This is a genomic window from Streptomyces xylophagus (genome assembly GCF_000716435.1).
GTDB classification, from domain to species: Bacteria; Actinomycetota; Actinomycetes; order Streptomycetales; family Streptomycetaceae; genus Streptomyces; species Streptomyces xylophagus.
Genome location: NZ_JNWO01000003.1, coordinates 268,315 through 293,688, shown reverse-complemented (window position 1 = coordinate 293,688; position 25,374 = coordinate 268,315). Strand labels below are relative to the sequence as shown.

At 70.3% G+C, this 25,374-nt stretch carries 31 protein-coding genes; 13 read left to right on the top strand and 18 right to left on the bottom strand.

Going from position 1 to position 25,374, the window contains the following annotated elements:
- Positions 1-79: 79 nt before the first annotated feature.
- Genes OO70_RS08335 through OO70_RS08310 form a run of 6 tightly spaced genes read right to left on the bottom strand, consistent with a single transcriptional unit; the run spans position 80 to position 5,843 of the window.
- A complete protein-coding gene (locus OO70_RS08335) occupies positions 80-1,684 on the bottom strand; it encodes a SpoIIE family protein phosphatase (RefSeq protein ID WP_043666244.1) in 1,605 nt (534 codons plus the stop codon).
- Complete coding sequence (locus OO70_RS08330) at positions 1,674-3,131, bottom strand: sensor histidine kinase (protein WP_051740897.1); 1,458 nt, start codon at positions 3,129-3,131, stop codon at positions 1,674-1,676. Before OO70_RS08330 ends, OO70_RS08335 begins: the two co-directional genes overlap by 11 nt.
- Positions 3,132-3,149: 18 nt before the next feature.
- The gene (locus tag OO70_RS08325; protein WP_043666876.1) at positions 3,150-4,208 is read right to left on the bottom strand and encodes an ATP-binding SpoIIE family protein phosphatase; all 1,059 of its coding nucleotides are present in this window, start codon (positions 4,206-4,208) and stop codon (positions 3,150-3,152) included.
- Positions 4,205-4,627 (bottom strand): anti-sigma regulatory factor, encoded by a 423-nt coding sequence (locus OO70_RS08320; protein WP_043666241.1) that lies wholly within the window; start codon positions 4,625-4,627, stop codon positions 4,205-4,207. The genes OO70_RS08325 and OO70_RS08320 overlap by 4 nt, the downstream gene beginning before the upstream one ends.
- Positions 4,624-4,995 (bottom strand): STAS domain-containing protein, encoded by a 372-nt coding sequence (locus tag OO70_RS08315; RefSeq protein ID WP_043666239.1) that lies wholly within the window; start codon positions 4,993-4,995, stop codon positions 4,624-4,626. Before OO70_RS08315 ends, OO70_RS08320 begins: the two co-directional genes overlap by 4 nt.
- Positions 4,992-5,843, bottom strand: a complete 852-nt coding sequence (locus tag OO70_RS08310; RefSeq protein WP_043666236.1) for an STAS domain-containing protein — start codon at positions 5,841-5,843, stop codon at positions 4,992-4,994. The genes OO70_RS08315 and OO70_RS08310 overlap by 4 nt, the downstream gene beginning before the upstream one ends.
- Positions 5,844-6,243: 400 nt before the next feature.
- Here OO70_RS08310 and OO70_RS08305 point away from each other — a divergent pair, with 400 nt between their 5' ends.
- On the top strand, positions 6,244-6,720 hold the full coding sequence (locus OO70_RS08305; protein WP_407702753.1) for an ATP-binding protein: 477 nt from the start codon (positions 6,244-6,246) through the stop codon (positions 6,718-6,720).
- 11 nt (positions 6,721-6,731) lie between these two features.
- Here OO70_RS08305 and OO70_RS08300 read toward each other — a convergent pair whose 3' ends face one another.
- From OO70_RS08300 to OO70_RS08290, 3 genes are all read right to left on the bottom strand, one after another.
- Entirely contained in the window at positions 6,732-7,595 is an 864-nt protein-coding gene (locus OO70_RS08300; protein ID WP_043666869.1) for an RNA polymerase sigma factor SigF, read from the bottom strand.
- Positions 7,596-7,770: 175 nt separating this feature from the next.
- Positions 7,771-7,968: a hypothetical protein gene (locus tag OO70_RS08295; RefSeq protein ID WP_043666232.1), complete on the bottom strand. Its 198-nt coding sequence runs from the start codon at positions 7,966-7,968 to the stop codon at positions 7,771-7,773.
- Positions 7,969-8,028: 60 nt separating this feature from the next.
- Entirely contained in the window at positions 8,029-8,199 is a 171-nt protein-coding gene (locus OO70_RS08290) for a hypothetical protein (protein WP_043666229.1), read from the bottom strand.
- 247 nt (positions 8,200-8,446) lie between these two features.
- Between OO70_RS08290 and OO70_RS08285 the strand changes: the two genes are divergently transcribed.
- Positions 8,447-8,791, top strand: coding sequence for a DUF6479 family protein (locus OO70_RS08285; RefSeq protein ID WP_063749696.1), 345 nt, complete (start codon positions 8,447-8,449; stop codon positions 8,789-8,791).
- Positions 8,792-8,926: 135 nt separating this feature from the next.
- On the opposite strand, the gene OO70_RS08280 is transcribed toward OO70_RS08285, so the two are convergent.
- The 3 genes from OO70_RS08280 to OO70_RS08270 form a co-directional block, all read right to left on the bottom strand.
- On the bottom strand, positions 8,927-9,907 hold the full coding sequence (locus OO70_RS08280; protein ID WP_051740890.1) for a YihY/virulence factor BrkB family protein: 981 nt from the start codon (positions 9,905-9,907) through the stop codon (positions 8,927-8,929).
- 54 nt (positions 9,908-9,961) lie between these two features.
- Positions 9,962-10,144 carry a hypothetical protein gene (locus tag OO70_RS08275; RefSeq protein ID WP_043666227.1) on the bottom strand — a complete coding sequence of 61 codons (183 nt, stop codon included), beginning with the start codon at positions 10,142-10,144 and terminating at the stop codon, positions 9,962-9,964.
- A 127-nt stretch (positions 10,145-10,271) separates the two neighbouring features.
- Positions 10,272-11,066, bottom strand: a complete 795-nt coding sequence (locus OO70_RS08270) for an RNA polymerase sigma factor SigF (protein WP_043666225.1) — start codon at positions 11,064-11,066, stop codon at positions 10,272-10,274.
- A gap of 289 nt (positions 11,067-11,355) precedes the next feature.
- Here OO70_RS08270 and OO70_RS08265 point away from each other — a divergent pair, with 289 nt between their 5' ends.
- The 8 genes from OO70_RS08265 to OO70_RS08230 all read left to right on the top strand — a co-directional run bounded on the left by OO70_RS08265 (position 11,356) and on the right by OO70_RS08230 (position 18,569).
- The gene (locus tag OO70_RS08265; RefSeq protein WP_199827273.1) at positions 11,356-13,167 is read left to right on the top strand and encodes a thiamine pyrophosphate-requiring protein; all 1,812 of its coding nucleotides are present in this window, start codon (positions 11,356-11,358) and stop codon (positions 13,165-13,167) included.
- 251 nt (positions 13,168-13,418) lie between these two features.
- Positions 13,419-14,096 (top strand): HemK2/MTQ2 family protein methyltransferase, encoded by a 678-nt coding sequence (locus OO70_RS08260; RefSeq protein ID WP_051740976.1) that lies wholly within the window; start codon positions 13,419-13,421, stop codon positions 14,094-14,096.
- Entirely contained in the window at positions 14,077-14,310 is a 234-nt protein-coding gene (locus tag OO70_RS08255; RefSeq protein WP_043666223.1) for a CDGSH iron-sulfur domain-containing protein, read from the top strand. The genes OO70_RS08260 and OO70_RS08255 overlap by 20 nt, the downstream gene beginning before the upstream one ends.
- A complete protein-coding gene (locus OO70_RS08250) occupies positions 14,307-15,323 on the top strand; it encodes an iron-containing redox enzyme family protein (RefSeq protein WP_051740888.1) in 1,017 nt (338 codons plus the stop codon). The genes OO70_RS08255 and OO70_RS08250 overlap by 4 nt, the downstream gene beginning before the upstream one ends.
- A 194-nt stretch (positions 15,324-15,517) precedes the next feature.
- Entirely contained in the window at positions 15,518-16,690 is a 1,173-nt protein-coding gene (locus tag OO70_RS08245) for an AI-2E family transporter (protein WP_234336783.1), read from the top strand.
- 173 nt (positions 16,691-16,863) lie between these two features.
- Positions 16,864-17,208, top strand: a complete 345-nt coding sequence (locus OO70_RS08240; protein ID WP_043666220.1) for a hypothetical protein — start codon at positions 16,864-16,866, stop codon at positions 17,206-17,208.
- Between the two features lie 50 nt (positions 17,209-17,258).
- Positions 17,259-17,477 (top strand): hypothetical protein, encoded by a 219-nt coding sequence (locus OO70_RS08235; protein ID WP_158711426.1) that lies wholly within the window; start codon positions 17,259-17,261, stop codon positions 17,475-17,477.
- 150 nt (positions 17,478-17,627) lie between these two features.
- Positions 17,628-18,569 (top strand): L,D-transpeptidase, encoded by a 942-nt coding sequence (locus tag OO70_RS08230; RefSeq protein WP_051740974.1) that lies wholly within the window; start codon positions 17,628-17,630, stop codon positions 18,567-18,569.
- A 79-nt stretch (positions 18,570-18,648) separates the two neighbouring features.
- On the opposite strand, the gene OO70_RS08225 is transcribed toward OO70_RS08230, so the two are convergent.
- Together OO70_RS08225 and OO70_RS08220 are read right to left on the bottom strand one after the other, a co-directional pair.
- Positions 18,649-18,936 (bottom strand): DUF6355 family natural product biosynthesis protein, encoded by a 288-nt coding sequence (locus OO70_RS08225; protein WP_043666210.1) that lies wholly within the window; start codon positions 18,934-18,936, stop codon positions 18,649-18,651.
- Positions 18,937-19,125: 189 nt separating this feature from the next.
- Positions 19,126-19,971 carry an alpha/beta fold hydrolase gene (locus tag OO70_RS08220; RefSeq protein ID WP_043666207.1) on the bottom strand — a complete coding sequence of 282 codons (846 nt, stop codon included), beginning with the start codon at positions 19,969-19,971 and terminating at the stop codon, positions 19,126-19,128.
- A 149-nt stretch (positions 19,972-20,120) separates the two neighbouring features.
- On the opposite strand from OO70_RS08220, the gene OO70_RS08215 reads away from it, so the two are divergent.
- Positions 20,121-20,708, top strand: coding sequence for a TetR/AcrR family transcriptional regulator (locus OO70_RS08215; protein ID WP_043666205.1), 588 nt, complete (start codon positions 20,121-20,123; stop codon positions 20,706-20,708).
- Between the two features lie 201 nt (positions 20,709-20,909).
- On the opposite strand, the gene OO70_RS57005 is transcribed toward OO70_RS08215, so the two are convergent.
- From OO70_RS57005 to OO70_RS08195, 4 genes are all read right to left on the bottom strand, one after another.
- Entirely contained in the window at positions 20,910-21,092 is a 183-nt protein-coding gene (locus OO70_RS57005; RefSeq protein ID WP_158711425.1) for a hypothetical protein, read from the bottom strand.
- A 72-nt stretch (positions 21,093-21,164) separates the two neighbouring features.
- The gene (locus tag OO70_RS57000; RefSeq protein ID WP_043666201.1) at positions 21,165-21,386 is read right to left on the bottom strand and encodes a hypothetical protein; all 222 of its coding nucleotides are present in this window, start codon (positions 21,384-21,386) and stop codon (positions 21,165-21,167) included.
- 27 nt (positions 21,387-21,413) lie between these two features.
- Complete coding sequence (locus OO70_RS08200; RefSeq protein WP_043666196.1) at positions 21,414-22,076, bottom strand: response regulator; 663 nt, start codon at positions 22,074-22,076, stop codon at positions 21,414-21,416.
- Complete coding sequence (locus OO70_RS08195) at positions 22,073-23,266, bottom strand: sensor histidine kinase (RefSeq protein WP_051740883.1); 1,194 nt, start codon at positions 23,264-23,266, stop codon at positions 22,073-22,075. Before OO70_RS08195 ends, OO70_RS08200 begins: the two co-directional genes overlap by 4 nt.
- Positions 23,267-23,400: 134 nt before the next feature.
- Here OO70_RS08195 and OO70_RS08190 point away from each other — a divergent pair, with 134 nt between their 5' ends.
- Positions 23,401-24,345 (top strand): ABC transporter ATP-binding protein, encoded by a 945-nt coding sequence (locus OO70_RS08190; RefSeq protein ID WP_043666193.1) that lies wholly within the window; start codon positions 23,401-23,403, stop codon positions 24,343-24,345.
- Positions 24,342-25,355 (top strand): ABC transporter permease, encoded by a 1,014-nt coding sequence (locus tag OO70_RS08185; protein WP_234336782.1) that lies wholly within the window; start codon positions 24,342-24,344, stop codon positions 25,353-25,355. Before OO70_RS08190 ends, OO70_RS08185 begins: the two co-directional genes overlap by 4 nt.
- The last annotated feature ends 19 nt before the right edge of the window (positions 25,356-25,374 follow it).

Here is a 25,374-nt window from a genome sequence, read left to right as displayed (position 1 = left end):
GGCCCCGGGATTCCGCAAGGAGCCCCGGGGCTCTCGCGTGCCCAGGGTTACGAGTTCGCCCGCCGACGAGGCTGCCCGCCTACGAGAACAGGGCAGCGATCAGGGCGATGTCGTCGTCCTTGTTGTGTCCGAACCGGGCGAGCAGCAGATCGCACAACTCCTCCAGATCGGCCGGGCCTTCGGCGACGGCGGTGCTGAACTCGCCGAGTGTGGTGTCGAGATGAGCGGTGCGTACCTCCACGAGGCCGTCCGTGACCAGGAGCAGGCGGGTGCCGGGCGGGGCCGGCAGGACGGTGGGCGGCGGATGCGGGAGACCCAGGCCGAGCAGCGGACCGTGGGGGTGGTGGAACCGGGGTCCGCTTCGCGGGTCGATCAACAACGGGGGGATGTGACCCGCGTTGGCGATGTGCAGGTGGCGGTCCTCCGCGGTGACGAGGACCAGGCAGAGGGTGACCGTGACACCGGGTTGCGACTGGCCCAGCAGGGTTTCCAGCCGGTCCAGGATGTGGTGGGGAGGGTGGCCCTCGATGGCGTAGGCGCGCAGGGCGTGTCGTACCTCGCCCATGACGGTCGCGGCCGTCACCGAGTGCCCGACGACGTCTCCGATGGCGAGGAGCAGGCCGTTGACCGTCCGCACCGCTTCGTAGAAGTCCCCGCCGATCTCGGCGTGTTCGGAGGCGGGGAGGTAGCGGAAGGCAAGCTCGACGCCGGGGACCGTCGGCAACTCCTTGGGGAGGAAGGAGCGTTGCAGGGCCAGGCCCAGGGCGTGTTCCTCGTTGTATGTGCGCAGGGCCTCCAAGGCCAGGGCGCTCGCGTTGGCCAGTTGCTGGAAGAGCTGCTCGTCGTCGGCGCTGCCCAGGGCGGACGCGGGGACGGCGAGGCAGACGGGGGGACGGCCGCGTTTGGTGCGGGCGACCGCGAGCGCGATCTCGCCGGACAGGTGGTCGGCCGGCAGCAGGGCTCGCCACCGGTCGTGCGGGACACGGACGACCGCGACCCCGGTGTCCTGCTTCAGGCCCTGCGCCGCCAACTGGTCCAGGAGACCGGGATGGGCGGCAAGGGTGCGTACGGGGGTCCGCGGGTCGTCGATCATGCTGTGCACGGCCTGCGCCTGGGGCGACAGGAACACCGCGCTGGCCGGACTCTCCAGGACTCCGGCCGCGCCGCCGGTGGCCGCCGAGGCGAAGGAGTGGAAGCCCACGGCGCTGTAGACGTCCAGCGTCGCCGCGTTCAGCGCGATGAGGCGTTGCGCGAGCCGTTCGGCGCGCTGGCGGGCCCTGGCGTAGCGCAGGGTGGCGGTGACGGTGGCGAGGAGTTCGCCGGGGTCGATGGGCTGGTCGAGATAGGCGTCCGCACCCCGGCGAAGTCCCTCGGCGTGGTCGTCCGCGCTGGTGGCGGCGGCCGAGATCTGGATGACCGGCAGATGGACCGTCCGCGGGCTGTCCTTGAGGCGTTCGCTGACCTCGAAGCCGCTCATGTCGGGCAGCCGCACATCGATGATCGCGAGGTCCGGAAGCGCGCTCTCCGTGGAGTTCAGCCGTGCGAGCCCCTGTTCGCCGGTGGCGGCGCCGATCACCGTGTGTCCCGCGCGCCGGAGCCAGCTGGTGAGGACGTAGCGGTTCGTCTCGTTGTCGTCGATGACCAGGACGGTCGCGGGGGAAGGATCCTGGACGCTATCGGTCATGGCCCGACCCTCCGGTTTCCGGTTCTTTCGCGGGTTCCCGGCCGAGATCCGGCAGGCGTACCTGTACCCGGGTGCCGACCCCCACGGTGCTGGTGAGGGTGAGGGAGCCGCCGAGCAGTTCGGTGAGTGTGCGGGCGTAGGGCAGGCCCAGGCCGGTACCGGGGCGTCCCCTCTGGTGCGGGCCGCGGACCTGGTAGAACGCCTCGAAGACCCGCCCGAGTTCGTCGGGAGGTATCCCCACTCCCGTGTCCGTGACGGTGAACAGGAGGGCGTGCGGCGGCAGTTCGGGGTCGACGGCGACGTCCAGGCGTACCTCGCCCCGCTCGGTGAACTTCAGGGCGTTGGACAGGAGGTTGCGCAGGACGCGGATCAGCAGCGTCTCGTCGGTCACCAGGTCCGGCTGCTGTTCGAGACCAGGGGTGACGAGGGTGACCTGGTCGTGGTGGGGGCTGTTCCGAAGGAGGCTGCCGAGGTGGGCGAACAGCAGCCGTAGATCCACCGGTTGAGGATGGATGTCGAGGTGGCCGGCCTCGGCCTTGGCGACGTCCAGCAGGTCGTTCACCAGCGACAGGAGGGTGTGGCCGGAGGACGCGATGAGGTCTACTTGTTCCCGCTGCTCCTCGGTGAGCGGTGGTGAACCGGTCGCCAGCAGCAGGTGGGAGAGCGCGACCACGGAGTTGACCGGAGTGCGCAGTTCATGGCTGATGTTGGTCCAGAACCGGGTCTTGGCCTCGCTCGCCTCCAGCAACTGGTGCCGCTTGTCCTCCAGTTCGGAGTGCAGGGCCAGCACACCGCTGTTGGTGGTCTCCAGTTCCTGGGTCAACTCCGAGTAGAGCGCGAGCACTCCGCGGTTGGTCTCCTCCAACTCCTCGTTCAGCTGGAGGAGTTCCTCGCGCTGGGCGCGCGTCTCCTCCAGCGTGGCGACCAGGTCGCGGGTCTGGGCGCGCAGATCGTCCGCCTCGGTGGACCGGGCACCGCCTGCGAGCACCTTGACCAGACGTGCGCGCAGTTCGGCGGCCGTCAGCCCGTGTGCGGTGAGCGGCTGGGTGACGACGATACGGCTGACCGCGGCACCGGCCTCGTGGTCGACCCGCACGAGCTTGGCCGCCAGGTCGAGCGTTTCCTGGGCCGGCGGCGGTCCGCCGATCCAGACGAACGTGATGACGAGGGCCATCGGCTGCGCCGTGACGTCCAGGCCGAAGGCGACCTCCAGGCCGCGGCAGCCGAGCCGGTCGCGGCCCAGTTCGCTCAGCGCGGTGGCCAGCCGGACCTGGTCCTGACGGTCCAACGCCACGGCTGCCGCGGCCTGTTGGGCGCTGCGCCGAAGACCGAACACGTCCTGGGGCGTGGCGAGACCGAGGGCCGCCACCCGTCCGACAGCGTCCGGCGAGCGGTCATGGCGTACCGCCCCGCCGCGCGGGCCCGGCTCAGACGCGTCGGTCGGCATGCCCGCTCCTCTCCCCGGTCACCAGGCGCCCTTGACCACGACCACACACGCGTCGTCCAGCCGCACCGCCGCCTCGCGCAGCAACTGGCCTGCCATGACGAGCGGTGAGTGACCCAGAAGGCCCGGCAGGACTGCCGGATCCCAGCGTTCGGTCAGCCCGTCGGAGTGCATGACCAGGGCGCCGTGCGCGGGAAGGGGCTCCTCGAACGTCCGCAGTCGCCGCATGTGCGCGCCCACGATTCCGGGGGCCGACAACAACGCACGGCGCCCGCCGTCGTGGACGAGGAAACCGCTGACGTTGCCGATCCCGCAGTACAGCACCCGTCCTGCGGCGGGCTCGATCCGTGCCACCGCGACCGCCCCGCCACGCGTCCCGCTCAACGCACGGTGAACGGCGCCGAGGACACCCTCCGGACTGAGATCGTGCGCGGCGTGGAACGCCCTGACCGCGGCCTGACTCGCGCGCTGCGCGAGCGGCCCGTGGCCCAGACCGTCGCACAGCATGACCAGGAGCGCGGGGTGACCTCCGTCGCCGTCACCGGCCACCGTGCGTACGGCCCAGGCGTCCCCGCACACGATCTCCCCGCTGATCGGCCTGGTCACACCGGCGGCGGGGGAGTCGCCGGGGGAGGCCACGACGGCCCTGCCGTTCCCTCCGCGCGGCCAGAACCGGGCTGCCATGACCGTTCCGCGGCCGGGAACGGAGTGCAGGTCGAAGTGGTCCGCAAGGCGGGAGACCGCGCCAAGGCCGATGCCCAGGGTGCCCGCGCTGGACGCCCCGTCGGCGAGGGCGGCGGGGACGTTCGTCATCCCGGGTCCCGAGTCGACGGTGAGGAACTCCACCCCGGCCTCGTCCCCGGAGCGCACCGCGCGCAGCAGCAGGGCGCCGTCGACCGCGTGTCGCTGTACGTTCGTCGCGGCCTCGGTGACGGCGAGGGCGACCTCGGCCGCCCGATGGTCGCTGAGGCCGATGCGCCGGGCCAGCGCGGTGGCCGCGCCCCGGGCGGCCACCGAGAGGGACGGCCCGTCCCGGAACCAGGCCAGGTCCTCGGACTCCAGGGGGGTCGTGGTACTCATCGCGCCCACTTGATGATGGTGACGGCCGTGCCCTCGCCGGGCGCGGTGCGGAGCCGGAAGTCGTCGACGAGCCGCTTGGCACCGCTGAGGCCCAGCCCCAGCCCGCCGCCCGAGGTCCAGCCGTCCGTCATCGCCTGTTCGACGTCGGGGATTCCCGGGCCGGTGTCCTCGAAGACCGCGCCCACTCCCCGTCTGCTGTTCGCGCTCACCAGCCCGGCCCTGACCGTGCCCCCGCCGCCGTAGGTCAGCGTGTTGCGGGCGAGTTCACTGGCCGCGGTGATCATCTTCGTCTGGTCGACCAGGGACAGACCGCACCGCTGGGCCAGTGCCCGGATCGCCTGGCGGACGTGGACGAGATCACCGCTGCGCTCGACGGCGTAGACCTGCGGCTCTTCGTCGGCTGTCCAGGGCGCTGTCACCTGGGGCCCGTACTGGTGGACCGGCTCAGTTTCGCCAGCCCCTTCTCCAGATCGAGAGCGGTGCTGACGCCACCGAGCGAGAGACCCAGCTCGACCAGGGTGATGGCGACGGCCGGACGCATGCCCACGACCACCGTCCTGGCGTCGAGCACCCGCGAGATGGCCGCCACCGTCGCCAGCATGCGCCCCACGAAGGAGTCGACGATCTCCAGAGCGCTGATGTCGATGATGACGCCCTGGGCCGACTTCGCCACGATCTGGTCGGCGAGATCCTCCTGGAGATTGAGGACCGTCTGGTCCTCCAGGTCGAACTGGACGGACACCACAAGGATGTCCCCGATCCGCAGGATCGGAATGCGGTCGCTCATCGCTGCGCACCGGTGTGCGCGACCAGATCCACGCCGGACCTGCGCAGGGCCAGCTTGAGGGCGTCCGCCAGACTCGCCTTCGTCACGATGCCGTCGAACTCGATCCCCAGCGCCACGATGGTCTGCGCGATCTGCGGACTGATGCCGGACACCGTGCACTCGGCGCCCATCAGCCGGGCGGCGACGATGGTCTTGAGCAGGTGCTGGGCGACCTGGGTGTCCACCGCGGGAACCCCCGTGATGTCGATGATCGCCTGCTCCGAACCGGTGTCCACGAGCGCCTGCAGCAGCTTCTCCATCACCACCTGGGTCCGCGCCGAGTCCAGCGTGCCGACCAGCGGTACGGCGATGACGCCGTCCCACAGGCGCACCACCGGCGTGGACAGCTCCAGCAACTGCTCGGCCTGCGCGGTGATCAGCTCGTCCCGGGTCTGCGTATAGGTCTCGATCGTGAAGAGTCCCAGACTGTCGAGTATTCGGGCGAGCCGCAGATAGGCGCGGATCTCGTCGGCGGTGCCCTTTTCCAATACGGGTTCCAGGACGCGTTTCAGCGCGAAGACACTGACGGCGGTCTCACTCGGCGAGAATCCCTGCCGGGCCCGATTCCTCGACAATTCTGTCAAATGGGCGCGGACTTCGGACATGTGCTCCGAGTGGACGTCCGTGGCGCCCTTTCGCAAAGCCTCCACCAGGGCTTCGTACAGCTCTCGCAGTTCACGGTTGAGTTCTGCCGCGCCGACGCGACCGCCGAGTGATCCTGTCACCTCTCCGACCCATGAAGCGGCCAGATCCTGCCCTTCGACCGACAGGAGCCCCACCAGGTCCACGGCATTGTCTCGCTTCACCATTCAGGTACTCCTTCGATATTCACGTGTAGGTATTCACATGGAGGTGTCAGGATTGACCGGCGCAGACTACGGCACATGTGTGGAGGTGATTTCTCGAGCGCCAGGTGCAAGGTGTCCCGGCAGGAAATAAGGGCGACGGTCCGCGGTGGGACGTCGCCGGCCGGCGGCCTCAGCGCCTCCTCGGCGAAGTCCCGCGCCGCATGGTCGAGTTCGCCGCGCAGGGCGACGATCCGGACGCCGTCCCGCGCGAGGTGACGGGCCGTCAGATATCCGGGCTGGGGTGGGTGTACGTCTGTCACCGTGTCCTCGACCGCGTTCGCCGGCAATTCGACTGGCAAGAACATGAGGTACGTCGTGCCGGGTAGGCGTCGGCCGACGAGGGGAACGAAGGTGACGCAGAGTGGAGCCTGCCGACAATGACGGCGACGGCGAGCCGAGCACTCGCCCCATGACCATCGCCGTCCCGCTGAGCGGCGACGACACCTGCATCGCCGAGGCACGCCACCTCGCGGCGGACTTCCTCGGCCGTGCCGTGGCGGAACGCGGGGTGACCGTCTCCACCCGGGCCATGGACCTCACGCGGCTGGTGGTCAGCGAACTGGTCACCAACGCCCGCAAACACGCCCCCGGCCCGCTGTGGATGGAACTGCGCATCCTGGACGACGCGGTGGAGGTGACCGTAAGGGACACCGCCCGTGTGCAGTTGCTCGCCCGCCGGGTCGATCCGCGCAGGGTCGGTCAGCACGGCCTGGAGATCGTCATGGCCGTCGTGCAGGCCTTCCAGGTCCGCCTCGAACCGACCGGCAAGACCGTCACCGCCCGCATCGCCCTGGGCGACGGGGTGCGCCGCACCGACTCCCCGCCCGGCGATTTGTGAGACTCGTGTGCTCATCCGGCCAGCAGTCCGCTGCGGAGTTTGGTGAGGGTGCGGTTCAGCAGGCGGGAGACGTGCATCTGGGAAACGTGCAGTTCGCGGCCGATCTCGGCCTGGGTCAGCTCCTGGCCGAAGCGCATCTCGATGATCGCTCGTTCCCGGTCGTCGAGCTGTTGCAGCAGCGGGCCGAGCGTGTGCAGGTCCTCGAACAGCTCCAGGGCGGGGTCGGCGTCGCCCATGGTGTCCGCGTACTTCGGCGCGCCGTCGTCGGTCTCGGCCTCTCCGCCCGGGGTGTCGATGGACCCGGCGACATAGCCGTTGGCGGCCACGATGCCCTCGATGACCTCGGCGTCGGTCAGATCGAGGTGGGTGGCGAGCTCCTTCACGGTGGGGTTGCGGTCCAGCGTGGAGGTGAGTGCCTCCCTGCTCTTGGCGAGGTCGACACGGAGTTCCTGGAGGCGCCGGGGGACGTGTACGGCCCAGGTGGTGTCACGGAAGAAACGCTTGATCTCGCCGACGATGTAGGGAATCGCGAACGAGGTGAACTCGACCTCGCGCGACAGGTCGAACCGGTCGATGGCCTTGATGAGGCCGATCGTGCCGACCTGGACGACGTCCTCCATGTCACCGCTGCCGCGGTTGCGGAAGCGGCGGGCGGCGAAATGCACCAGGGACAGGTTCATCTCGATGAGCGTGTTGCGCGCGTACTGGTACTCCTGGGTGCCCTCCTCCAGGTTCCGCAGCCGGTCCAGGAACAGCCGGGACAGCACGCGTGCGTCCTTGGGGGCGACCTTGCCGCCCTCCTCGATCCAGGGCAGGTCGTTCGTCACTTCCGGGGTTTCCGAGGTGACGGCGACGGTCGGTCGGCGGACATTCACGGGATGGGTCACGGTGCCGCCTCAGGTGGAAAGCAGGATGGGCATCTCCTGCCCCCGCCGACCGCATACATGTTCGGGCGGCTGCGAGGGACAGGGAGCGGAGATCACTTGTGCCGCTGATGGCCGCCGCCGTCGCCCCGTTTCCGCACGCGACCGACGCCCCGGACGGGAACCGCTACTCGTCCGATTCATCCGATACGGCAGCCTGCGCGTCCTTCTCAGAGGGCTGCCCCTCGCCGCTGTCCGACGCGGAAGCCTCCTCCGGTGTGCGGGGACGTACGGCTTCCTCCGCCTCTTCCCGGGCCTCCGGGTCGCCGCTCTCCCCGGGCGCCTGCGACGGAGGGGTGGGCCGTGCGTGCTCGTGCTTGGTCATCGTTGCTCCAGGTGGTGCGTGAGGGCTGTCCGACCCGGGTGCGGGCCGCCGTGCCGAGGACTACCAGCGGTACCAGCGGCCCCGGCTTCCGCTCGCGCTCGTTCCGCGCATCAGGAACCCGAGCAGCCAGAGGACGAGGACGACCAGAGCGATCCACCAGAGAATCTGGACCGCGAAACCGGCGCCGAAGAGAATCAGCACCACGAGCAACACCAGCAGGATGGGAATCATGAGCGAACCTCCTGGTCGCCGAGTGCCCTGAAACCGTCCGGTCAGACGCCCGGACGGCAGTTGATCCCGGCAGGCGGCGGCGACAGGTAGGTCGCGGATATGTGGGCACTCGGCCGTCAGCCGTCGTCATGTCCCCCGGGGGAATGTGATGGTCAGGCCCTTCCGGTTCGGACCGTGTGCCGGAGGGGTCGCCCTCGACGGCCACGCCCGCGAGGTTGTCCCGGCGGCCCCGGGGTACCCGGCACCGATGAACACACCGAACACGGAAATGGTCGCGTCGAGCGGAGCGGCCCTCGGAGTCTTTCCGCTGGTCGCCGGTTTGATCCTCGTCGTCGGACTGGTCTGGGCCGTACGGCTCGGGATCAAGGCCCGCCGTCGGGAGTCGGCGCCGCCGCGCCCGGAGGAGCAGCCCCGGCTGCCGGAGTCCGGGCCGACCCACGAGGTCCAGGAGATGCGCGAGCCCGACGAGATGCCGCACGCGAAGGACGACAGCGAGCGGCTGACCCCGCAGCAGCTGTCCGGGGGCGGGAGGTCCGGCGGCAGGCGCAGCGAGGACCAGCGGCGACCGCGGTGGGGTTCGCGTTCGGGGTGACCACGGGTTCCCCATGTGGAGTGTCCGCCGAGTGTGCGGAGCCTCCATGTGTGCCAGGGGCACTCCTCCGGCGTAGACCATGGAGTGTACGAAGCCACCATGTGCGCCGGGAACACTCCTCCGCCACGGACCGTGTCAGTTCATGCGGCGCTGGTCCTCCTCGCTCCAGGCACGGGTGTCACGGGGCGGGAGGTAGGGCTCCGCATCCTTCGGGAGTCCGCCGGCGACGGCACGTTGACGTGACAGCTCCGCGTCGAACTCGAGCCCGAGCAGGACCGCGATATTGCTGAACCACAGCCACATGAGGAAGACGATCACGCCGGCGAGCGTGCCGTAGGTCTTGTTGTACGACGCGAAGTGCGCCACGTAGAAGGCGAAGCCGCCCGAGGCGATCATCCAGACCACCAGGGCCAGCACACTGCCCGGAGTGACCCAACGGAAGCCGCGGCCCTTCACGTTCGGCGCCGACCAGTACAGAATCGCGATCATGAGCGTGACCAGGACGACCAGCCCCGGCCACTTCGCGATCGACCACACCGCCAGCGTGGCGTCCCCGACGCCGAACGCGGAACCGGCCGCGCGGGCCAGGCCGCCGGTGAACACCACGATCAGCGCGCTGACCACGGTGAGGACCAGCAGGACAACGGTGACGCCGACGCGGATGGGCAGCACCTTCCACAGGGGGCGTCCCTCGGGCATGTCGTAGACGACGTTGGCGCTGCGGATGAAGGCCGCGATGTAGCTGGAGGCCGACCACACCGCGAGCACGATGCCGACCACGGCGACGATCGACCCGAGGCCGCCGGGTGCCTGGAGCTGCCGTACCGCGTCGCGGATGATGTCCCGGGTCGAACTCGGCGCCAGTTTCTCGATGTTGTCCAGCACCTGCTGGGTCGTCGACCGGCCCGCGACACCCAGCAACGAGACCAGGACCAGCAGCGCCGGGAAGAGCGACAGCACTCCGTAGTACGTCAACGCCGCCGCGCGGTCGGCGAGTTCGTCGGCCTGGAACTCCCTGATGGTGCCCTTCAGTACCGCCCACCACGACCGCTTCGGCAGTTGGGTGGGCCGGTCCGGCGCGTCGCCCTGGTGATCCGGTATCGGTGTCCGTGCCATACCACTGGGGTTACCCGGCTCGGCCCGACCATGCGTCGGCGACGCCCCCGCCGTTCACCACCCGCTCACCGCCCGCCGCGTGCCCCACACGGCGAACGCCCCGATCAGCGCGGCCAGCGCGCCCATGACGAATTCCTTCGAGCCCACTGCGCGGATGAACACCAGCCACAGCAGGGCGAGTAAGGCCCACCAGGCCAGAACCTCGGCCACGCCGAGGAGTGTTGTACGCCGGTTCACCTGACACCTCCACCGGCGAGGCCAACTCGCCCTGTTCGATTGGTTGTTCCGCTGCGTCGTCCGAGCGGCGCGCGACGACCTGGCAACCGAAGTGCCCTGAGAGGGCGAAAGGAAACCGGTCGGGGTCTCAGGCCGCGTCGTGCATCACCTGATCACGCAGTCGGTCGCAGCAGAGGCCGAGCAGCCGGGAGACGTGCATCTGTGAGATGCCGAGCCGCTCGGCGATGCCGGCCTGTGTCATGTCGCCGAAGAACCGCAGATAGAGGATGACCTGATCGCGTTCCGGGAGATCGTGGAGGCCGGGTTTGACGGCCTCACGGTCGACGACGATGTCGAGGGCCGGGTCGGGTGCCCCGAGGGTGTCGCTCAGGGAGTAACCGTCCTCGCCGCCGGCCAGCTCCGCGTCCAGCGAGAGGGCGGTGAAGCTCTCCATGGCCTCCAGCCCGACCAGGACGTCCTCCTCGCGCAGGCCGGCCTGCGCGGCGATCTCGGCGGTGGTGGGCCGCCGGCCCGGAACGGTCTGCGACAGATCCTGTACGGCGAACCGCACCTGGTTGCGCAACTCCTGTACCCGGCGCGGCACATGCACGGTCCACATGTGGTCGCGGAAGTGCCGTTTGATCTCGCCGGTGATGGTCGGCACGGCATAGCTCTCGAACGCGTTGCCGCGCGCGGGGTCGTACCGGTCGACGGCCTTGAGCAGGCCGAGGGCCGCGACCTGACGCAGATCCTCGGAGCTCTCACCCCGGTTGCGGAACCGCCCGGCGAGCCGGTCGGCCATCGGCAGCCAGGCCTCCACGATCTCCCCGCGGACGGTGTCGTGCCGCGGTCCGGGGGCGAGGAGCGCGAGCGCGCGGAAGGACTCCGCGGTGTCGGGGGCGTCGTCGTGCGGATGCTGCTTCGTGCTCAGTCGAGCGGGCATGGTGCCTCACGCTTCCCCTGCTCTGGGGTGGTGGACGGTCACCGTGGGGAGCGCACCGGTCACACGGAGGGGCACACCCGGCGCGACGGTTCGTCGCTCCCACGGACGTGCCTACTTCTCCGAAGCACTTACCTGGCGACTACCCCCCTCCCTCCAGGCCAAACCCCCGGCCGGACCCGCGGCGGACAGCGCCCTTCTGCGGCCCGACGTTAGGCACCCCGATCACCGGGAACCCGGCCCAAGGCATCCGAGCGGCCTCCGCGAAGGGGCGAAGACGAGAGGAACTCCCGTGTCCATCAAGGTGTCCGACTACGTTCTCCAGCGGCTCCGCGAATGGGACGTCGATCACGTCTTCGCCTACGCCGGTGACGGCATCAACGGCCTGCTCGCCGCCTGGGGCCGAGCCGACAACAAGCCGAAGTTCGTCCAGTCGCGGCACGAGGAGATGTCCGCGTTCGAGGCCGTCGGCTACGCCAAGTTCTCCGGCAAGGTCGGTGTCTGCGCGGCGACTTCGGGCCCCGGGGCGATCCATCTCCTCAACGGGCTCTACGACGCGAAGCTCGACCACGTGCCGGTCGTCGCGATCGTCGGGCAGACCAACCGCAGTGCCATGGGCGGCAGTTACCAGCAGGAGGTCGACCTGCTGAGCCTCTACAAGGACGTGGCCTCCGCGTACTGCGAGATGGTGACCGTCCCCGAGCAACTCCCCAACGTCATCGACCGCGCCATGCGCACCGCGTACGCCAAGCGCACGGTGACCGCGGTCATCATCCCTGCCGACGTACAGGAGTTGACCTACTCGGAGCCCACCCACGCCTTCAAGATGGTGCCGTCCAGCCTCGGCCTGACGCACTCGGCGCCGGTCCCGCCCGTGGCTGAACTCGCGCGCGCCGTCGAGGTGTTGGACGAGGGCGAGAAGGTCGCGATCCTGATCGGGCAGGGCGCGCGCGGTGCCCGGGCCGAGGTGGAGGAGATCGCCGACGTGCTCAGCGCCGGGGTGGCCAAGGCGCTGCTCGGGAAGGACGCCCTGCCCGACGATCTGCCGTACGTCACCGGATCGATCGGCCTGCTCGGCACCCGCGCCTCCTACGAGATGATGCGGGACTGCGACACGCTGCTCGTCGTCGGCTCCAGCTTCCCGTACACCCAGTTCCTGCCGGAGTTCGGGCAGACCCGGGCCGTGCAGATCGACATCGACCCGTTCATGATCGGGCTGCGCTACCCCTTCGAGGTCAACCTCGTCGGGGACGCGAAGGAGACGCTTCGGGCACTGCTGCCGCACCTGAAGCGCAAGAAGCACGGCTCGTGGCGCAAGAAGACCGAGATGGCGACGGCCCGTTGGTGGGACGTCATGCAGCGGCGGGCCGCCGTGGACGCGGACCCGATCAACCCCGAGTACGTCGTGCACACCCTCGACGCGCTCCTGCCCGACGACATCATCCTGGCCGCGGACTCCGGCTCCGCCGCCAACTGGTACGCACGGCACCTGCGGATGCGCGGAAACATGCGTGGCTCCCTGTCCGGCACCCTCGCCACCATGGGGCCCGGTGTGCCGTACGTCATCGGCGCCAAGTTCGCCCATCCCGACCGTCCGGCGCTGGCGATCGTCGGGGACGGGGCCATGCAGATGAACGGCATGGCCGAACTCATCACCGCCGCCAAGTACTGGCCCGAGTGGGAGGACCCGCGGCTGATCGTCGCGGTCCTCAACAACCAGGATCTGAACCAGGTGACCTGGGAGATGCGCGCTCTGGCCGGCGCCCCGCAGTTCCTGCCCTCGCAGGCCCTCCCGGACGTGCCGTACGCCGACTTCGCCCGCTCGATCGGGCTCGACGGAGTACGGGTGGAGAAGCCGGGAGAAGTGGAGGAGGCCTGGCAGCGGGCCCTCGGCGCCGACCGGCCGTTCGTCATCGACTTCCGCACCGACCCCGCCGTACCGCCGATCCCGCCGCACGCCACCCTCGAACAGATCGAGGCCGCCGCCTCGGCCGTCCTCAAGGGCGACAGCGACCGCGTCGGCATGATCCGCCAGGGCCTGAAGGCGAAGGTCCAGGACATGCTCCCCGGCGCCAGGCAGCGCCAGGACAATCCGGGGGAGTGACGGGCCTGGGGGTTGTCCCGACGGCCGGCTCGGTCGGCCGGGTGTGCGGCTGCGGCGCCTGGATGATCGTAGAAGTGTCCGTTGTGCGGTGTGAGGGGCGTTTCGCCGGGCACTCGGAGCTGTGACGCATTGGTCGGGTGTGCCCTGTGAGGTTCGCCCGTGAGGCGCCCCCTCGCATTGAGCCACCCGGACGGGTGCGTCCGGTGACACGCTCGGGGCGCGGGCTGCGAGGTGTACGTGTGTTTGACCTGATGACCCGGAACGACAGTGAGGGCGGTTCGGTGCTGGCCCCGTGGCGGGTGTACACCCCCCAGCACGACACCCAGCTGTTGACCCGGGCCCTGGACCGGGAGCACGTACCCGCTGGAGCCGCCGTCCTGGACGTGGGAACCGGTACCGGGGCCCTCGCCCTGGCCGCGGCCCGGCGGGGCGCCCACGTCACCGCCGTCGACAGGACCTACCGGGCCGTCCTCACCACCCGGCTCAACGCCCGGCTCGCCCGGCTGCCCGTCGAAGTCCTCCACGGCGATCTGTTCGGGCCGGTAGGCGGCCGCCGCTTCGACCTCGTCGTGAGCAATCCGCCCTACGTCCCGACGCCCGGGGCCGACCCGCGCCGTCACCGTGCCGCGGTGGCGTGGGACGCGGGCGTTGACGGACGTCTCCTGCTGGACCGGATCTGCCGGAGCGCGCACACGTCGCTGCGTCCCGGCGGCGTGCTGCTGCTCGTGCACTCCGCCCTGTGCGGCATCGCATCGACGCTGGCCGCGCTGGAGCGGTCGGGGCTCGACGCCCGGGTGACCGACCGGTGTCTCGTGCCGTTCGGTCCCGTGCTCCGCTCACGAGGGGCGTGGCTGCGGGACCGGGGACTCGTCGACGCCGACGAGGAGAAGGAAGAGCTGGTGGTCATCCGTGCCGAACGCATCCGCTGACCAGCCGAACGCCCCCGGTGAACAACCGCGCCGCGTCACGCTGGCGAATGACGGGCCGCTCCTCGTCGAAGGGCCGGTCGAGGTCGTACTCGACGACGGCAGCACCGCGCGCTCGGACCGCTTCACCGTCGCGCTCTGCGTCTGCCGGCGCAGCCGGTCCTACCCCTGGTGCGACACCAGCCACCGTCCCCGGGACAAGAGGCGGACCGCATGACCACCACCGCACCGCTCGCCCGTGGCCAGACAACCGGCCCCGCGCTGCCGCGCAGCAGGGGCGAACTCTCCCGCACGGTCCGCCAGGCACTGACCCGGCCCGCCGGGACACCGTTCCCGCAACGGGTGACGGCAGCGCACGCCGAGCCGTACGGCGACGATCTCCAACTGGCGCTCTACCTCTGCTACGAACTGCACTACCGAGGCTTCGCCGGTGTCGACCCCGGGTGGGAGTGGGAGCCCGGACTGCTGCGGCTGCGCGCGGAGCTGGAACAGCGCTTCCTGACCGCGCTCCGCGCCGACGCCGGCCCGCCGAGAACGGCCGGGGACGCCCTCGCGGACCTTCTCGTGGAACCCGTCGACGGCGACGGCCCCTCCCACTTCCTCGCGGAACAAGGGGAGTTGTGGCAGTTCCGCGAGTACGCCGCCCAACGCTCCCTCTATCACCTCAAGGAAGCCGACCCGCACGCCTGGGTCATCCCGCGGCTGACGGGACGCGCGAAGGCCGCGATGGTCGCCGTGGAGTACGACGAGTTCGGCGCAGGACGGCCCGAGCGCATCCACGCTCAGCTGTTCGCCGACCTGATGGCGGACCTCGGCCTGGACACGGCGTACGGACAGTACGTCGACACCGCCGGCGCGGAGATGCTGACGAGCGTCAACCTCATGTCCCTGTTCGGGCTCCACCGGGCGCTGAGCGGAGCCCTGGTGGGCCACTTCGCGGCCGTGGAGACGACCTCGTCGCCCGGCTCGCGACGCCTCGCCAACGGACTGCGACGGGTCGGCGCGGGCTCTGCCGCCGTCCACTTCTACGCCGAACACGTCGAGGCCGACGCGGTCCACGAACAGATCGTCCGCCGGGACGTCGTAGGCGGCCTCCTCGAAACCGACCCCTCCCTCGACGAGGACATCGCCTTCGGCGTCGACGCCACCGAACGGACCGAGAACCGGCTCGGCAACCACCTCCTCACGGCCTGGCGCGCCGGCCGCACCTCCCTGCGCACACCGCTGTGACCCACCGGCGGCGGCCGGGACATGGCCGTTGACGCCGGTCGACGCCCACAGCGGGCGCTGCGGATGCGCGCCGTCCGCCGCGAGCCGGTGCCCCTTCGCAGTGCGGATGCCCGGCCCTGGACGCCGTACGAGCGGAGTGCCTGGGTACCCGGCGACGGTGCCACCGTTCGAGACAGTCGAGGAGAGGCGTCGCGATGTCTGCGCAGTCCGAGCCCGAGTCCGCTCGGGAGGAGCACGGCACGCCGGAAGGGACGGGCGTGAACGGCTCGGACCCCGGAACGGCGGACGGCGTACAGGCGCAGGCGCCCTGGAAGCCGCCGCACCAAGAACCACGCGGCGGGCGCAGGCGGTCATGGGTGACCGTGGGGTTCGCTCTGGGACTGGGCGCGAGCCTGGCGTGGCTCGCCGTGCAGACCGTCATGCGGGTCAGTTCGATGCTGACCTTGCTGCTGCTGGCCGTGTTCATCGCGATCAGCCTGGAACCGCTCGTCCTCTGGTTCACGCGCCGGGGTCTGCGGCGCGGCTGGGCCGTCGCGATCGTGCTGACCGGCTTCCTCGTCGTACTGGGCGGATTCCTGGCCCTGGTCATTCCACCGGTGGCCAAAGAGATCACGGCACTGGTCGACGCGGTGCCCGGCTGGCTGGAGCAGGTCCACAACCACCAGTCCACGCTCGGCCGCCTGGAGGACCGCTACCACCTCGTCGAGAAGGCCAAGCAGCAGATCGGCTCGGGAGGCGGGGCGAGCGGCCTGGCGGGAGGTGTCCTGGGCGCGGGTCAGATCGTCCTCAGTACCGTCACGTCCACGGCGATCGTGATCACGGTGACCCTGTACTGCATGGCGGCCCTGCCGACCATGAAGCAGTTCGGCTACCGCTTCGTGGCGGCCAGTCGCCGTGAGCGTGTCGAGGGCGTCGCCGAGGAAATCATGAACCGGATAGGCAAGTTCATGCTCGGCAACCTCGTCACCTCGGGCATCGCCGGAGCGGCGACCTTCGGCTGGTGCGTGGCCACCGGCGTGCCGTACGCCGCCGCGCTGGGCGTCTTCACCGCCCTGATGGACCTGATCCCGATCGTCGGCTCCACCCTGGCCGGAGTCGTCGTTAGCCTCGTCGCACTCTCCGTGTCCCTGCCCATCGCGATCGCGACCGCGGTCTTCTACGTCGTCTTCCGGGTCGCCGAGGACTACCTCATCGTGCCCAGGGCCATGAAATTCGCCGTCGACGTCCACCCGCTGGTCACCGTCCTCGCGGTGCTGGTCGGCGGGGCGCTCCTCGGCATCATCGGCGCCCTCGTCGCCATCCCGGCGGCCGTCGCTGTCGGCCTGATCCTCGACGAGTACGTCTTCCCGAAGAAGGAGCAGGGATGAGGCGGAGCTGGCTCCCGGTGACCGCAGTCCGGACCCGGTATGCGGCCTCACCAGCATCATCGTCGGCGTCCGGGGTACTCGCGCCTCATGTCCCGGGCAACCTGTGCCAGACGAACCGCCCGGCTGACGCCCGACCACCCACGTCCCCGCTCCACGCAAGGAAAGTGACCTCGATGGCCACCGTGTCCCTCACCGGAGCGTCCAAGGAGGACGCCGCCACCGTCTTCGGCGTGCTACGGACGGCGTTCCCCACCGACCGGCCCGCAGACGACGTGCCCCAGGAGCAACCGGGCGACAACTCCGTCGTGTGGACCGCGGAGTTCGAGCCGACGCCGGAGTGGATCCCGACGGATCCGATGCCATTGGAGGGCTCGGTCTCCGCCACGCTCCAGGGCGGCTATGTCGCCGTGGACCAGCTGTTCGAAGCGCTGAGCACCGCGTTCGCCGTGGACCACTGGGGCGCGGCGTCGGGCGACCAGGAGAAGGAGGTCGACCTGCGCCTCGGCACCAAACAGTGACGGGACGGGAGACCGTAGGCACGCGACCGACCCACGAGGAGACGAGCGGCATGGTGCGGATCGGGTACACGACGATGACCGAGCAGGCCGGTCCGCGAGAACTCGTCGGTCACCTGGCCGACTTGCTGATCGCCACCGAACCCCGGCCGGAACCGATCTCCGCGTTCGCGGGCGCGCCCCAGTTCGTACGGCCCGAGGATCCCAGCGCCTTCACCGACAGGGAGTGGCCGGAGGCGGCGGAGGCAGGGCCGGTGCACAGGGAATCTTGAGACACGCTTTACACGGCGTACGCAACTGCGGCCCCGTCCTTTGATGTCTGACAGTGAGTCGGGCCCGTCAGGGCCGAAGAGCTAGAGAGAGTGGGGCAAGTCGTGGGACGGCGCAAGGGCAGCATAGGGATCGCACTCGTCACGGGTGCGATGCTGGTGGGCGCGAGTGCCTGCGGCGGGGGGGGCAGTGCCAAGGCGAGCGGCAGCGACGACGCGAAGGCGTCGGGGAAGCCGAGCGCGAGTGCCTCGCCCTCACCGACGAAGCCCTTGGGCCCGCCGATGCTGCTGGACACGATCACCCCACAGACCGGTACCACGGTCGGCGTGGCCATGCCCATCTCGGTGATCTTCACGAACCCGGTGGCGTCCAAGGCGCGTGCCACCGTCGAGAAGCACATGAAGGTGAGCGCCTCGCAGTCCGTGGTCGGCGCCTGGCACTGGATGGGCGACAAGCGCGTCGACTGGCGCCCGAAGACGTACTGGCCCTCCGGCACGACGGTGAAGATCGACGCCGACATGAAGGGCGTCAGCAACGGCAACGGCCGCTACGGCGTGCACAGTTACACACACACCTTCAAGATCGGCGACGACGTCCGCGCGGACGTCTCCGTCACCAACCACACCATGAAGGTGACCAAGAACGGCGCGGCGGTGCGCACCCTGTCGATCAACGCGGGCAGCGCCGAGTACCCGACGTGGGACGGCACGATGGCCGTCATCGACAAGCAGGAGAAGGTCCACATGACCTCCTGCAGCGTCGGCATCAGCTGCGACAAGGGCAGCCCCAACTACTACGACCTGACGCTGCCCTGGGACATCCACCTCACCCAGTCCGGCACCTACGTGCACTACTCGACCGGCGACCCGAACCCGGGCAGCGGCAGCGCCCGCGGCTCGCACGGCTGCGTCCACCTCTCCCTGTCGGACGCCAAGTGGTTCTACGGCCAGGTCAAGCAGGGCGACCCCATCACGATCACCGGATCGCCCCGAGGCAAGGCCCCGGCCGACAACGGCTACGCCGACTTCAACCTCGGCTGGGACCAGTGGCTCGCGGGCAGCGGCTCCGGCGAGGGGACGACCGCGGCGCTGTGACGCTCTGACGCACCACGACGACGGCGCCGGCCGGCATCTCGATGATGCCGGCCGGCGCCGTCGTGACGACAGGTGCGCGTCAGCAGGTGCGCCCGGCGTAGTGGGCGCCCTGGATCTTGCGGGCGGAGCCCAGCCACGTCGTACCGTGCCCGACACACCGCTCGTAGTCGCGTGCCCGGGCGACCTCGACCTTGATGACGACCCGCGAGTCGTCGGTGGTGCAGTGGCGGTAGAAGGCGTCGGAGCCGGTCTCGTAGAACCCGCACGGACCGGTGGTCGCCGGACTGGCGGCGGCCACCGTGCCGAAGGACGTGAGCACGAGTGCGACGGAACCGAGGGCGCTGGTCACCAGACGACGAACACGCAAAGGGAGACTCCCAGGTCAGTGGCGGGACAGTCCTGAATGGCCTGTGCCCGCCGATCAGTTGGACGCGCGCCCCAGGATCGCCGCGCTGACCTGCGCGGTCGGTCGAATGCCGTGACGTTCACCCGGCGAATCGATTTGTCGCTACATCAATCGGATGGTTCCGACCTCTAGCCGCGCGCCAGTCGCCCTCTAGTCGCGCAGGAAGCCCAGCACCTGCTGGACGAACAGGTCGTGGTGCTGGAAGAGCGCGCCGTGCCCGGAGTCCGGGTAGATGCTCAGCTCGGCGTCGGGCAGTTGGTGCGCGAGGTGGAACGAGCTGATCGTCGGGATCATCGTGTCGTCGTCGCCGTTGACCACGAGGACGGGCCGGTGGACGTCGGCGAGACCGGCGCTGGAGCTGCTCTTCTCCCACTTGGCCAGGGCGGTCACCTGGGCACCGATGGTCTCGTTGGTCACCTCGGTGTCGCGGTCCTGGGTCCGCTGCTCCAGGCGGCCCAGGAAGGCGTCGGCGGCGGCCTGACTGGTCGGCGTGGGCGAGAAGAACAGGAAGTGCTTGGGGTGCTTGCCCTCGGCCGTCGCGTTCTGGATGGCGTTCTGCAGCACGGTGAACGTGTTGGCGGGGCCCGCGTCGCCCGCGGGGGAGGTGCCGGCCAGGACGACCCGGCGGACCAGGTCGGGTCGCCGCTGCACGATCTCCTGAGCGACCATCCCGCCCAGTGAGAAGCCGAGCAGGTCGACCGTGGTCAGCCCGAGGGCCTCGATGAACGCCACCGCGTCGGCAGCCATGGCCTCGACGCTGTCGGGCGTGGTGCCGCCGGAGGCGCCGACACCCCGGAGGTCGACCAGGACGACGCGGCGCGCGGCGGCCAGGCCGTCGACCACGGCGGGGTCCCAGTCGTCGAGCACCGCGGTGAAGTGGTGCAGGAGCACCAGCGGGGTGCCCGTGGAGGCGCCGACCTCGCGGTAGGCGAAGGGAGTGCCGTCGACGTCGACGGTCCTGGTGACGGCTTCGTTGTGGGTAGCGGTCGCAGACATGATCGTGCTCTTTCCGTGGAGGACTTCGTGCTGATGACAGGGGTCGACGCCATGGCGTAGCGATCGTTATATAACGAGCGCTACGCTACGATGTCATGGAGCGGAACGCAAGCAGGCGAGGGACGAGGAAGGACGGGCGAGGGCGCGCGATGCGGTACCCGAAGGACCACAAGAAGCAGGCCAGGGCGGCGATCCTGGCCACGGCGGCGCACACGCTGAAGGAGAAGGGATTCCAGGGCGTGGGGGTCGACGGTCTCGCCGCCTCCGCCCAGGTCACCTCGGGCGCCCTCTACTCGCACTTCGGCAGCAAGGAGGCGTTCCTCGAGCAGGTCGTGGACGCGCAGCTCGGCGCCGAGTTCACCGTCGTCGACGACCCCGACCCGGCCGAACGGCGGCGCAGGCTCGTCGAGTTCCTCGGCGTCTACCTCAGCGACGACCACCGCGAGGACGTCGCCCACGGCTGCGTCATGCCGGCGCTGAGCGCGGACGTGTCCCGGGCGGGAGACTCCGTCCGCGAGGCCTACCAGCGCCGCGTACTCGACGTGGTCGCGCTCCTCGCCCCCGCCATGCAGGGCACGGCGGAAGAGCGGGAGGAGCGGGCCTGGGCCATGGTCGCCGCGATGGTGGGCGCGGTCACTCTCGCACGCGCACTACCTGCCGGCGAACAGGCCAAGAGCGTCCTCGACGCGGTACTTCAGGCCACCAGGAAGGCCGTTACGGATTCTCCGGCAGCCTGAAGCCGCCGGGCCGGTGAGCCTCGCCCACCTGGTGTCGCGCGCCCGTGCCGAGGGCCGGGTGCGCTCCGACGCCGATCCCGAGGACCCGGGGCGCCTGCTCCCGGCCGCGCTCCAGGGCGGCGCCACGCTGGCCCACGTCCATCGGCGGCCGACCGCCCTGGAACGCTCCCTCGACACCGCGGTCGCGGGACTCACGGCGCGTTATTCGCCGGTGAACTCCTCCACTACGCAACGGACCGTGCCGCGCACCAGGCCGATCTCCGGCTCCGCCCAGCGCAGTCCGCCGCCGACGGAGGAAAGCGGTGTGAGCGGCTGTGGCGCGGACCCTTCGACGTCCGGTCGGTACAAGTACAGCCGTTGGTCCGGGAGTTGGACGATCGCCACCAGCACACCGTGGTCGTCGGCTGCCGTCGCCCAGGGGCGTCCGCCGTACTCGATGACGCGGCTGCGGATGTTTCAGGGCTCCGGCAGCACGGTCTCGGCTGCGGCATCCGGGCGCTTGCGTACGAGGGCGGAGCGTCCGCCTTCCTGCGGGCGGGGCTCGATCCACCACAACTCCTCGCCCTGGAAGCCGACACAGGACGGTGCCGCGATCTGGCCCGCGGTCATTCCGCGCGAGGCCAGGTCCGCTGTGATCGGTGAGGTCCAGGAGCCGTGGGGGAGAGGGGTGTGCGGCACGTCTCGTATCCGTCCGTGGAGGGAGGGTCAGACCAGCCCCGCGTAGTGCACGGTCAGGGCGATCTGGACGCGGTTGGTGTGTTCCAGCTTGGTGAGGATGTGGGAGACATGGGCCTTGACGGTGGCCACGCTCATGTACAGCTCGGCCGCGATCTCCGCGTTGGTCCTGCCCTGCCCCACGGCTACGGCGACTTCGCGCTCCCGGTCGCCCAGCCGGTCGAGCCGGACGCGTGCTTCGGCGGCCTCCGGTCGGCGCGGGGTCGTTCCGTCGCCCTGGGTGACCCGGGCGATGAGCTGCTCGGTCACCGCGGGGGAGAGCACCGGCTCGCCCGCCTTCACCCTGCGGACCGCCGCGACGATCTCGGCGGGCGGGGTGTGCTTGAGGAGGAAACCGGCCGCGCCCGCGCGCAGCGCGCCGAGGACCTGTTCGTCGTCCTTGAAGGTCGTCAGCATCACGACGGCCGGGGCGCCGGGGCGGGCGCGGAGCAGTTCGGTCGCCTTGAGGCCGTCCACGCCGGGCATGCGGATGTCCATCAGCACCAGGTCGGGGGCGTGCTCCTCGACCAGGGCGAGAACGTCGCCGCCGTCCGCGGCCTCGGCCACGACCTCGATGTCGTCGGCGCCGCTGAGCATCAGCCGGAGTCCTGAGCGGACCAGCGGGTCGTCGTCGACGAGGAGCACACGGATCATGCCGGCCAGGGTAGCCAGGCCCGGAGCACGTAATCCGCTCCGGCCCTGCCGTGACGGAATGTGCCGCCCGCCAGCGCGACCCGCTCCTCGATGCCGATCAACCCTTGCCCGGCCCCCGGTATGCCGTCGCGCACGGCACCTCGTCCGGCCGGATTGGCCAGCTCCAGGGTGAGCCCGTCGCCGGGGCCGCCCTCCGCCGTGATCCTGACCGGCGCACCGGGGGCGTGCTTTCTGGCGTTCGTGAGTCCTTCCTGGACGATCCGGTAGGCCGCGAGCCCGGCGATGCCCGTCGGACCGCCCGGTCCGACGCCGCGCATGTCGAGGTCGACCTTCATACCGACGTCCTGCGACTCCCTGACCAGGTCGGGCACCTCGGCGAGACCGGTCTGCGCGGGGCGGGTGCTACCGTCCGCGCCCGGACTCCCGTCCGGCGACCGCAGTACCTGGAGCACCACCTGAAGATCTTCCAGCGCCTGGTGCGAGCTCTCCCTGATCACGGCGGCGGCACGGGTGGTCTCCTGCGGGGACGCGCCCGCGTTGAACTCCAGCGCACCCGCGTGGACGCTCAGCAGCGACAGCCGGTGCGCCAGCACATCGTGCATCTCCCGCGCGATGTCCTCCCGAGCCTCGCGCTGGGCGCGCTGGGCCCGCAACACCGCCTCCGCCTCGGCCCGTTCGGTGCGCTCGCTCAGGGAGCGGACGAACAGACCCCAGCCGATCGCGGCGGCGATCAGGACCGTGAGGATCACCGTGTTGGCGATCGGCACCCCGGAGACGTAGGGACTGGTCAGGAAGTGGACCGGGATCGGCAGCAGTGCCAGCAGTGCGACGGTGAGGAGGGTGCGCGGGGGCCTGAGGACGGCGACCGTGAAGAGCGCCACGATCAACGGCACCACAGCCGGAGTGATCATCGCGGCCCCTATCGCCACGACGGCGACAGCGGTCGGCCATCGCCTGCGCCACCACAGCATCCCGATGGCGACCAGGGAGACCGGGTTCACCGCCCAGGTGAAACCGAGCAGCAGCGGCGACGTGAAGCTCAGCCGGTCGAACGGCCAGGTGCCGGAACCCAGTCCAGGGCTCAGCGCCAGATCGCCCCTGATCTGGACCAGGGAGAGGGCGGCCGACAGCACAAGGGCCAGCACCACCATGCCGAGGTCGATCGTCTTCTCACGCCGGTAACCGCTCACAAGCGACAAATGTAGAGCGGTCGCAGACGGGAGCCCCACAGACTTTGGTCTAGAGACTTTGGTCGGTACGGGGAGACGCGAGTACCGACTTTGGGCCGAAGCCGGCCGTGGACCGGCGCTTCTAGCGTTCCGGCATGACCGAAAGAACCGATCTCACCGATCCACGAGAGAGCCCGGCGCTGGAGGCGGTCGGCCTCGGCAGGCGGTACCGGCGTGGCTGGGCTCTGCGGGACTGCACGTTCCGGCTGCCGGCCGGGCGGATCTGCGCGCTGGTCGGTCCGAACGGCGCCGGCAAGACGACCCTGCTGTCGCTGACCGCCGGCCTGTCGGAACCGAGCACCGGCACCGTCCGGCTGGGCGGGCACCCGGCCCGGTCCGCGGAGGCCCGCCGGCACACCGCCTTCCTCAGCCAGGAGAAGGCGCTCTATCCGCGCTTCCGGGTGTCCGACACGCTGCGCATCGGCCGTGAGCTGAATCCGACCTGGCACCAGGAGACCGCCGAACGCATCGTCGCGGCCGGAGACATCCCGATGGACGCCAGAGTCGGTACCCTGTCCGGCGGTCAGCGCACCCGGGTCGCCTTCGCCCTGGCCCTGGGGAAGCGGCCACGGCTGCTGCTCCTGGACGAACCGATGGCCGACCTGGACCCGCTGGTCCGGCGACAGATGATGGACACGCTGATGGCCGAGGCCGCCCAGCACGGTGCGACCGTCGTGATGTCCTCCCACCTGGTCTCCGAACTCGACGGCGTCTGCGACTTCCTGGTGCTGATCGGCGGCGGCAAGGTCAGACTGGCCGGCGATGTCGCCGAACTGATCGGCGCCCACCGGACCGTCTCCGCCCCCGATGCCCAGGCCCACCGACTGGCAGGCCTGCCCGGCCAGTTGACCGTCGACACCCGCAGCGCGGGCGGCCGCACCACGGCACTGATCCGCCCCCAGGGCCCGCTTCCGGCAGACGCCGAGCCGGTCCTGCCGAGCCTGGAGGAACTGCTCCTGGCCCATCTGCGGACGGACGACGTGCCCCCTCTGATCACCTCCGCCGCACGTCCCGGCGCGCACCACGAGGTGATGGTGTGAGCGGCGCCCTGATCTCCAACCGCCCCTCGGCCCGGACCAGTTGGCGACCACGACTGCGCGGGCTGACCTGGCTGGTCTGGCGGCAGAACCGGCTGGCGTTCTGGATCGGCCTCGGCGTCGCGGCCGTTGTCGCGGTGTACGCGATCGTGCGGCACCAGGAGATGACGACCGCCATCGCCCAGGGACATCTCGACGCCTGCCGGGGCACCACCGTCCCGGCCGGGGACTGCTCCCACAAGCTCAACTCCTTCACGCAGACCTACCAGTTCCCGATGCGCAGGCCCCTCCAGGCCATGCTGGCGCTGCCGTTGGTCTTCGGCATCTTCCTCGGCGGCCCGCAGCTGGCACAGGAGTGGGAGTCCGGCACTTACCGGACCGTGTGCGCGCAGTCCGTCACTCGGACGCGCTGGTTCGCGGCCAAACTCCTCGTCCCCGTGGCCCTGACGGTACTGATCAGCGGGACGATCGCCGCCGCGATGACGTGGTGGTGGCAACCCGCGGGGTCCCTGCTGGGCGCCTGGTTTCCCTGGTGGCAGTGGTATCCGTACGACGGGATCGGCCCCGTGGTGGTGGGCCTGTCCGTGCTGTCCCTGCTGATCGGCGTGACCGCGGGCCTGATCCTGCGCCGTACCGTCCTGGCGATGGGCGCGACCGTCGTCCTGGGCGCGGGCGCGCTGTATCTGCTGGAGTCGGTCCGGGGTCAGCTGCTGCCCACCACCCTGGCCACGGTTCAGCGCACGACCGGCTCCGCCGCTCCCTCGAACGCGTGGGTGCTCCACGAGGGGCTGGTCGGCGCCACCGGGCGACGGGTCCCGGACCTGGTCGGCTGCTACGCGGCCGACGACTACCCGAAGTGCCTTGCCCAGCACGGCAGGACGGGCCGCTGGGCGGAGTTCCATCCGGCATCCCACCTGTGGCCCCTGCAGTGGGCGGAGACCGGCCTGTGTCTGCTGCTGGCGGCCGGGCTGGCCGGCCTGTGTTTCTGGTGGATCCGCCGCCGCCCGTCCTGAACCCCTGCCCCGCACCCGA

Bases quoted from the DNA above. Each gene is read 5' to 3' on its own strand.
- OO70_RS08330 (WP_051740897.1), bottom strand. From the start codon at position 3,131: ATGCCGACCGACGCGTCTGAGCCGGGCCCGCGCGGCGGGGCGGTACGC.
- OO70_RS08215 (WP_043666205.1), top strand. From the start codon at position 20,121: ATGCGGTACCCGAAGGACCACAAGAAGCAGGCCAGGGCGGCGATCCTG.
- OO70_RS08235 (WP_158711426.1), top strand. From the start codon at position 17,259: ATGGTGCGGATCGGGTACACGACGATGACCGAGCAGGCCGGTCCGCGA.
- OO70_RS08315 (WP_043666239.1), bottom strand. From the start codon at position 4,995: ATGAGCGACCGCATTCCGATCCTGCGGATCGGGGACATCCTTGTGGTG.
- OO70_RS08280 (WP_051740890.1), bottom strand. From the start codon at position 9,907: ATGGCACGGACACCGATACCGGATCACCAGGGCGACGCGCCGGACCGG.
- OO70_RS08220 (WP_043666207.1), bottom strand. From the start codon at position 19,971: ATGTCTGCGACCGCTACCCACAACGAAGCCGTCACCAGGACCGTCGAC.
- OO70_RS08310 (WP_043666236.1), bottom strand. From the start codon at position 5,843: ATGGTGAAGCGAGACAATGCCGTGGACCTGGTGGGGCTCCTGTCGGTC.
- OO70_RS08260 (WP_051740976.1), top strand. From the start codon at position 13,419: ATGACCCGGAACGACAGTGAGGGCGGTTCGGTGCTGGCCCCGTGGCGG.
- OO70_RS08270 (WP_043666225.1), bottom strand. From the start codon at position 11,066: ATGCCCGCTCGACTGAGCACGAAGCAGCATCCGCACGACGACGCCCCC.
- OO70_RS08295 (WP_043666232.1), bottom strand. From the start codon at position 7,968: ATGACCAAGCACGAGCACGCACGGCCCACCCCTCCGTCGCAGGCGCCC.
- OO70_RS08245 (WP_234336783.1), top strand. From the start codon at position 15,518: ATGTCTGCGCAGTCCGAGCCCGAGTCCGCTCGGGAGGAGCACGGCACG.
- OO70_RS08200 (WP_043666196.1), bottom strand. From the start codon at position 22,076: ATGATCCGTGTGCTCCTCGTCGACGACGACCCGCTGGTCCGCTCAGGA.
- OO70_RS08190 (WP_043666193.1), top strand. From the start codon at position 23,401: ATGACCGAAAGAACCGATCTCACCGATCCACGAGAGAGCCCGGCGCTG.
- OO70_RS08250 (WP_051740888.1), top strand. From the start codon at position 14,307: ATGACCACCACCGCACCGCTCGCCCGTGGCCAGACAACCGGCCCCGCG.
- OO70_RS08230 (WP_051740974.1), top strand. From the start codon at position 17,628: ATGCTGGTGGGCGCGAGTGCCTGCGGCGGGGGGGGCAGTGCCAAGGCG.
- OO70_RS08335 (WP_043666244.1), bottom strand. From the start codon at position 1,684: ATGACCGATAGCGTCCAGGATCCTTCCCCCGCGACCGTCCTGGTCATC.
- OO70_RS08325 (WP_043666876.1), bottom strand. From the start codon at position 4,208: ATGAGTACCACGACCCCCCTGGAGTCCGAGGACCTGGCCTGGTTCCGG.
- OO70_RS08290 (WP_043666229.1), bottom strand. From the start codon at position 8,199: ATGATTCCCATCCTGCTGGTGTTGCTCGTGGTGCTGATTCTCTTCGGC.
- OO70_RS08240 (WP_043666220.1), top strand. From the start codon at position 16,864: ATGGCCACCGTGTCCCTCACCGGAGCGTCCAAGGAGGACGCCGCCACC.
- OO70_RS08285 (WP_063749696.1), top strand. From the start codon at position 8,447: ATGAACACACCGAACACGGAAATGGTCGCGTCGAGCGGAGCGGCCCTC.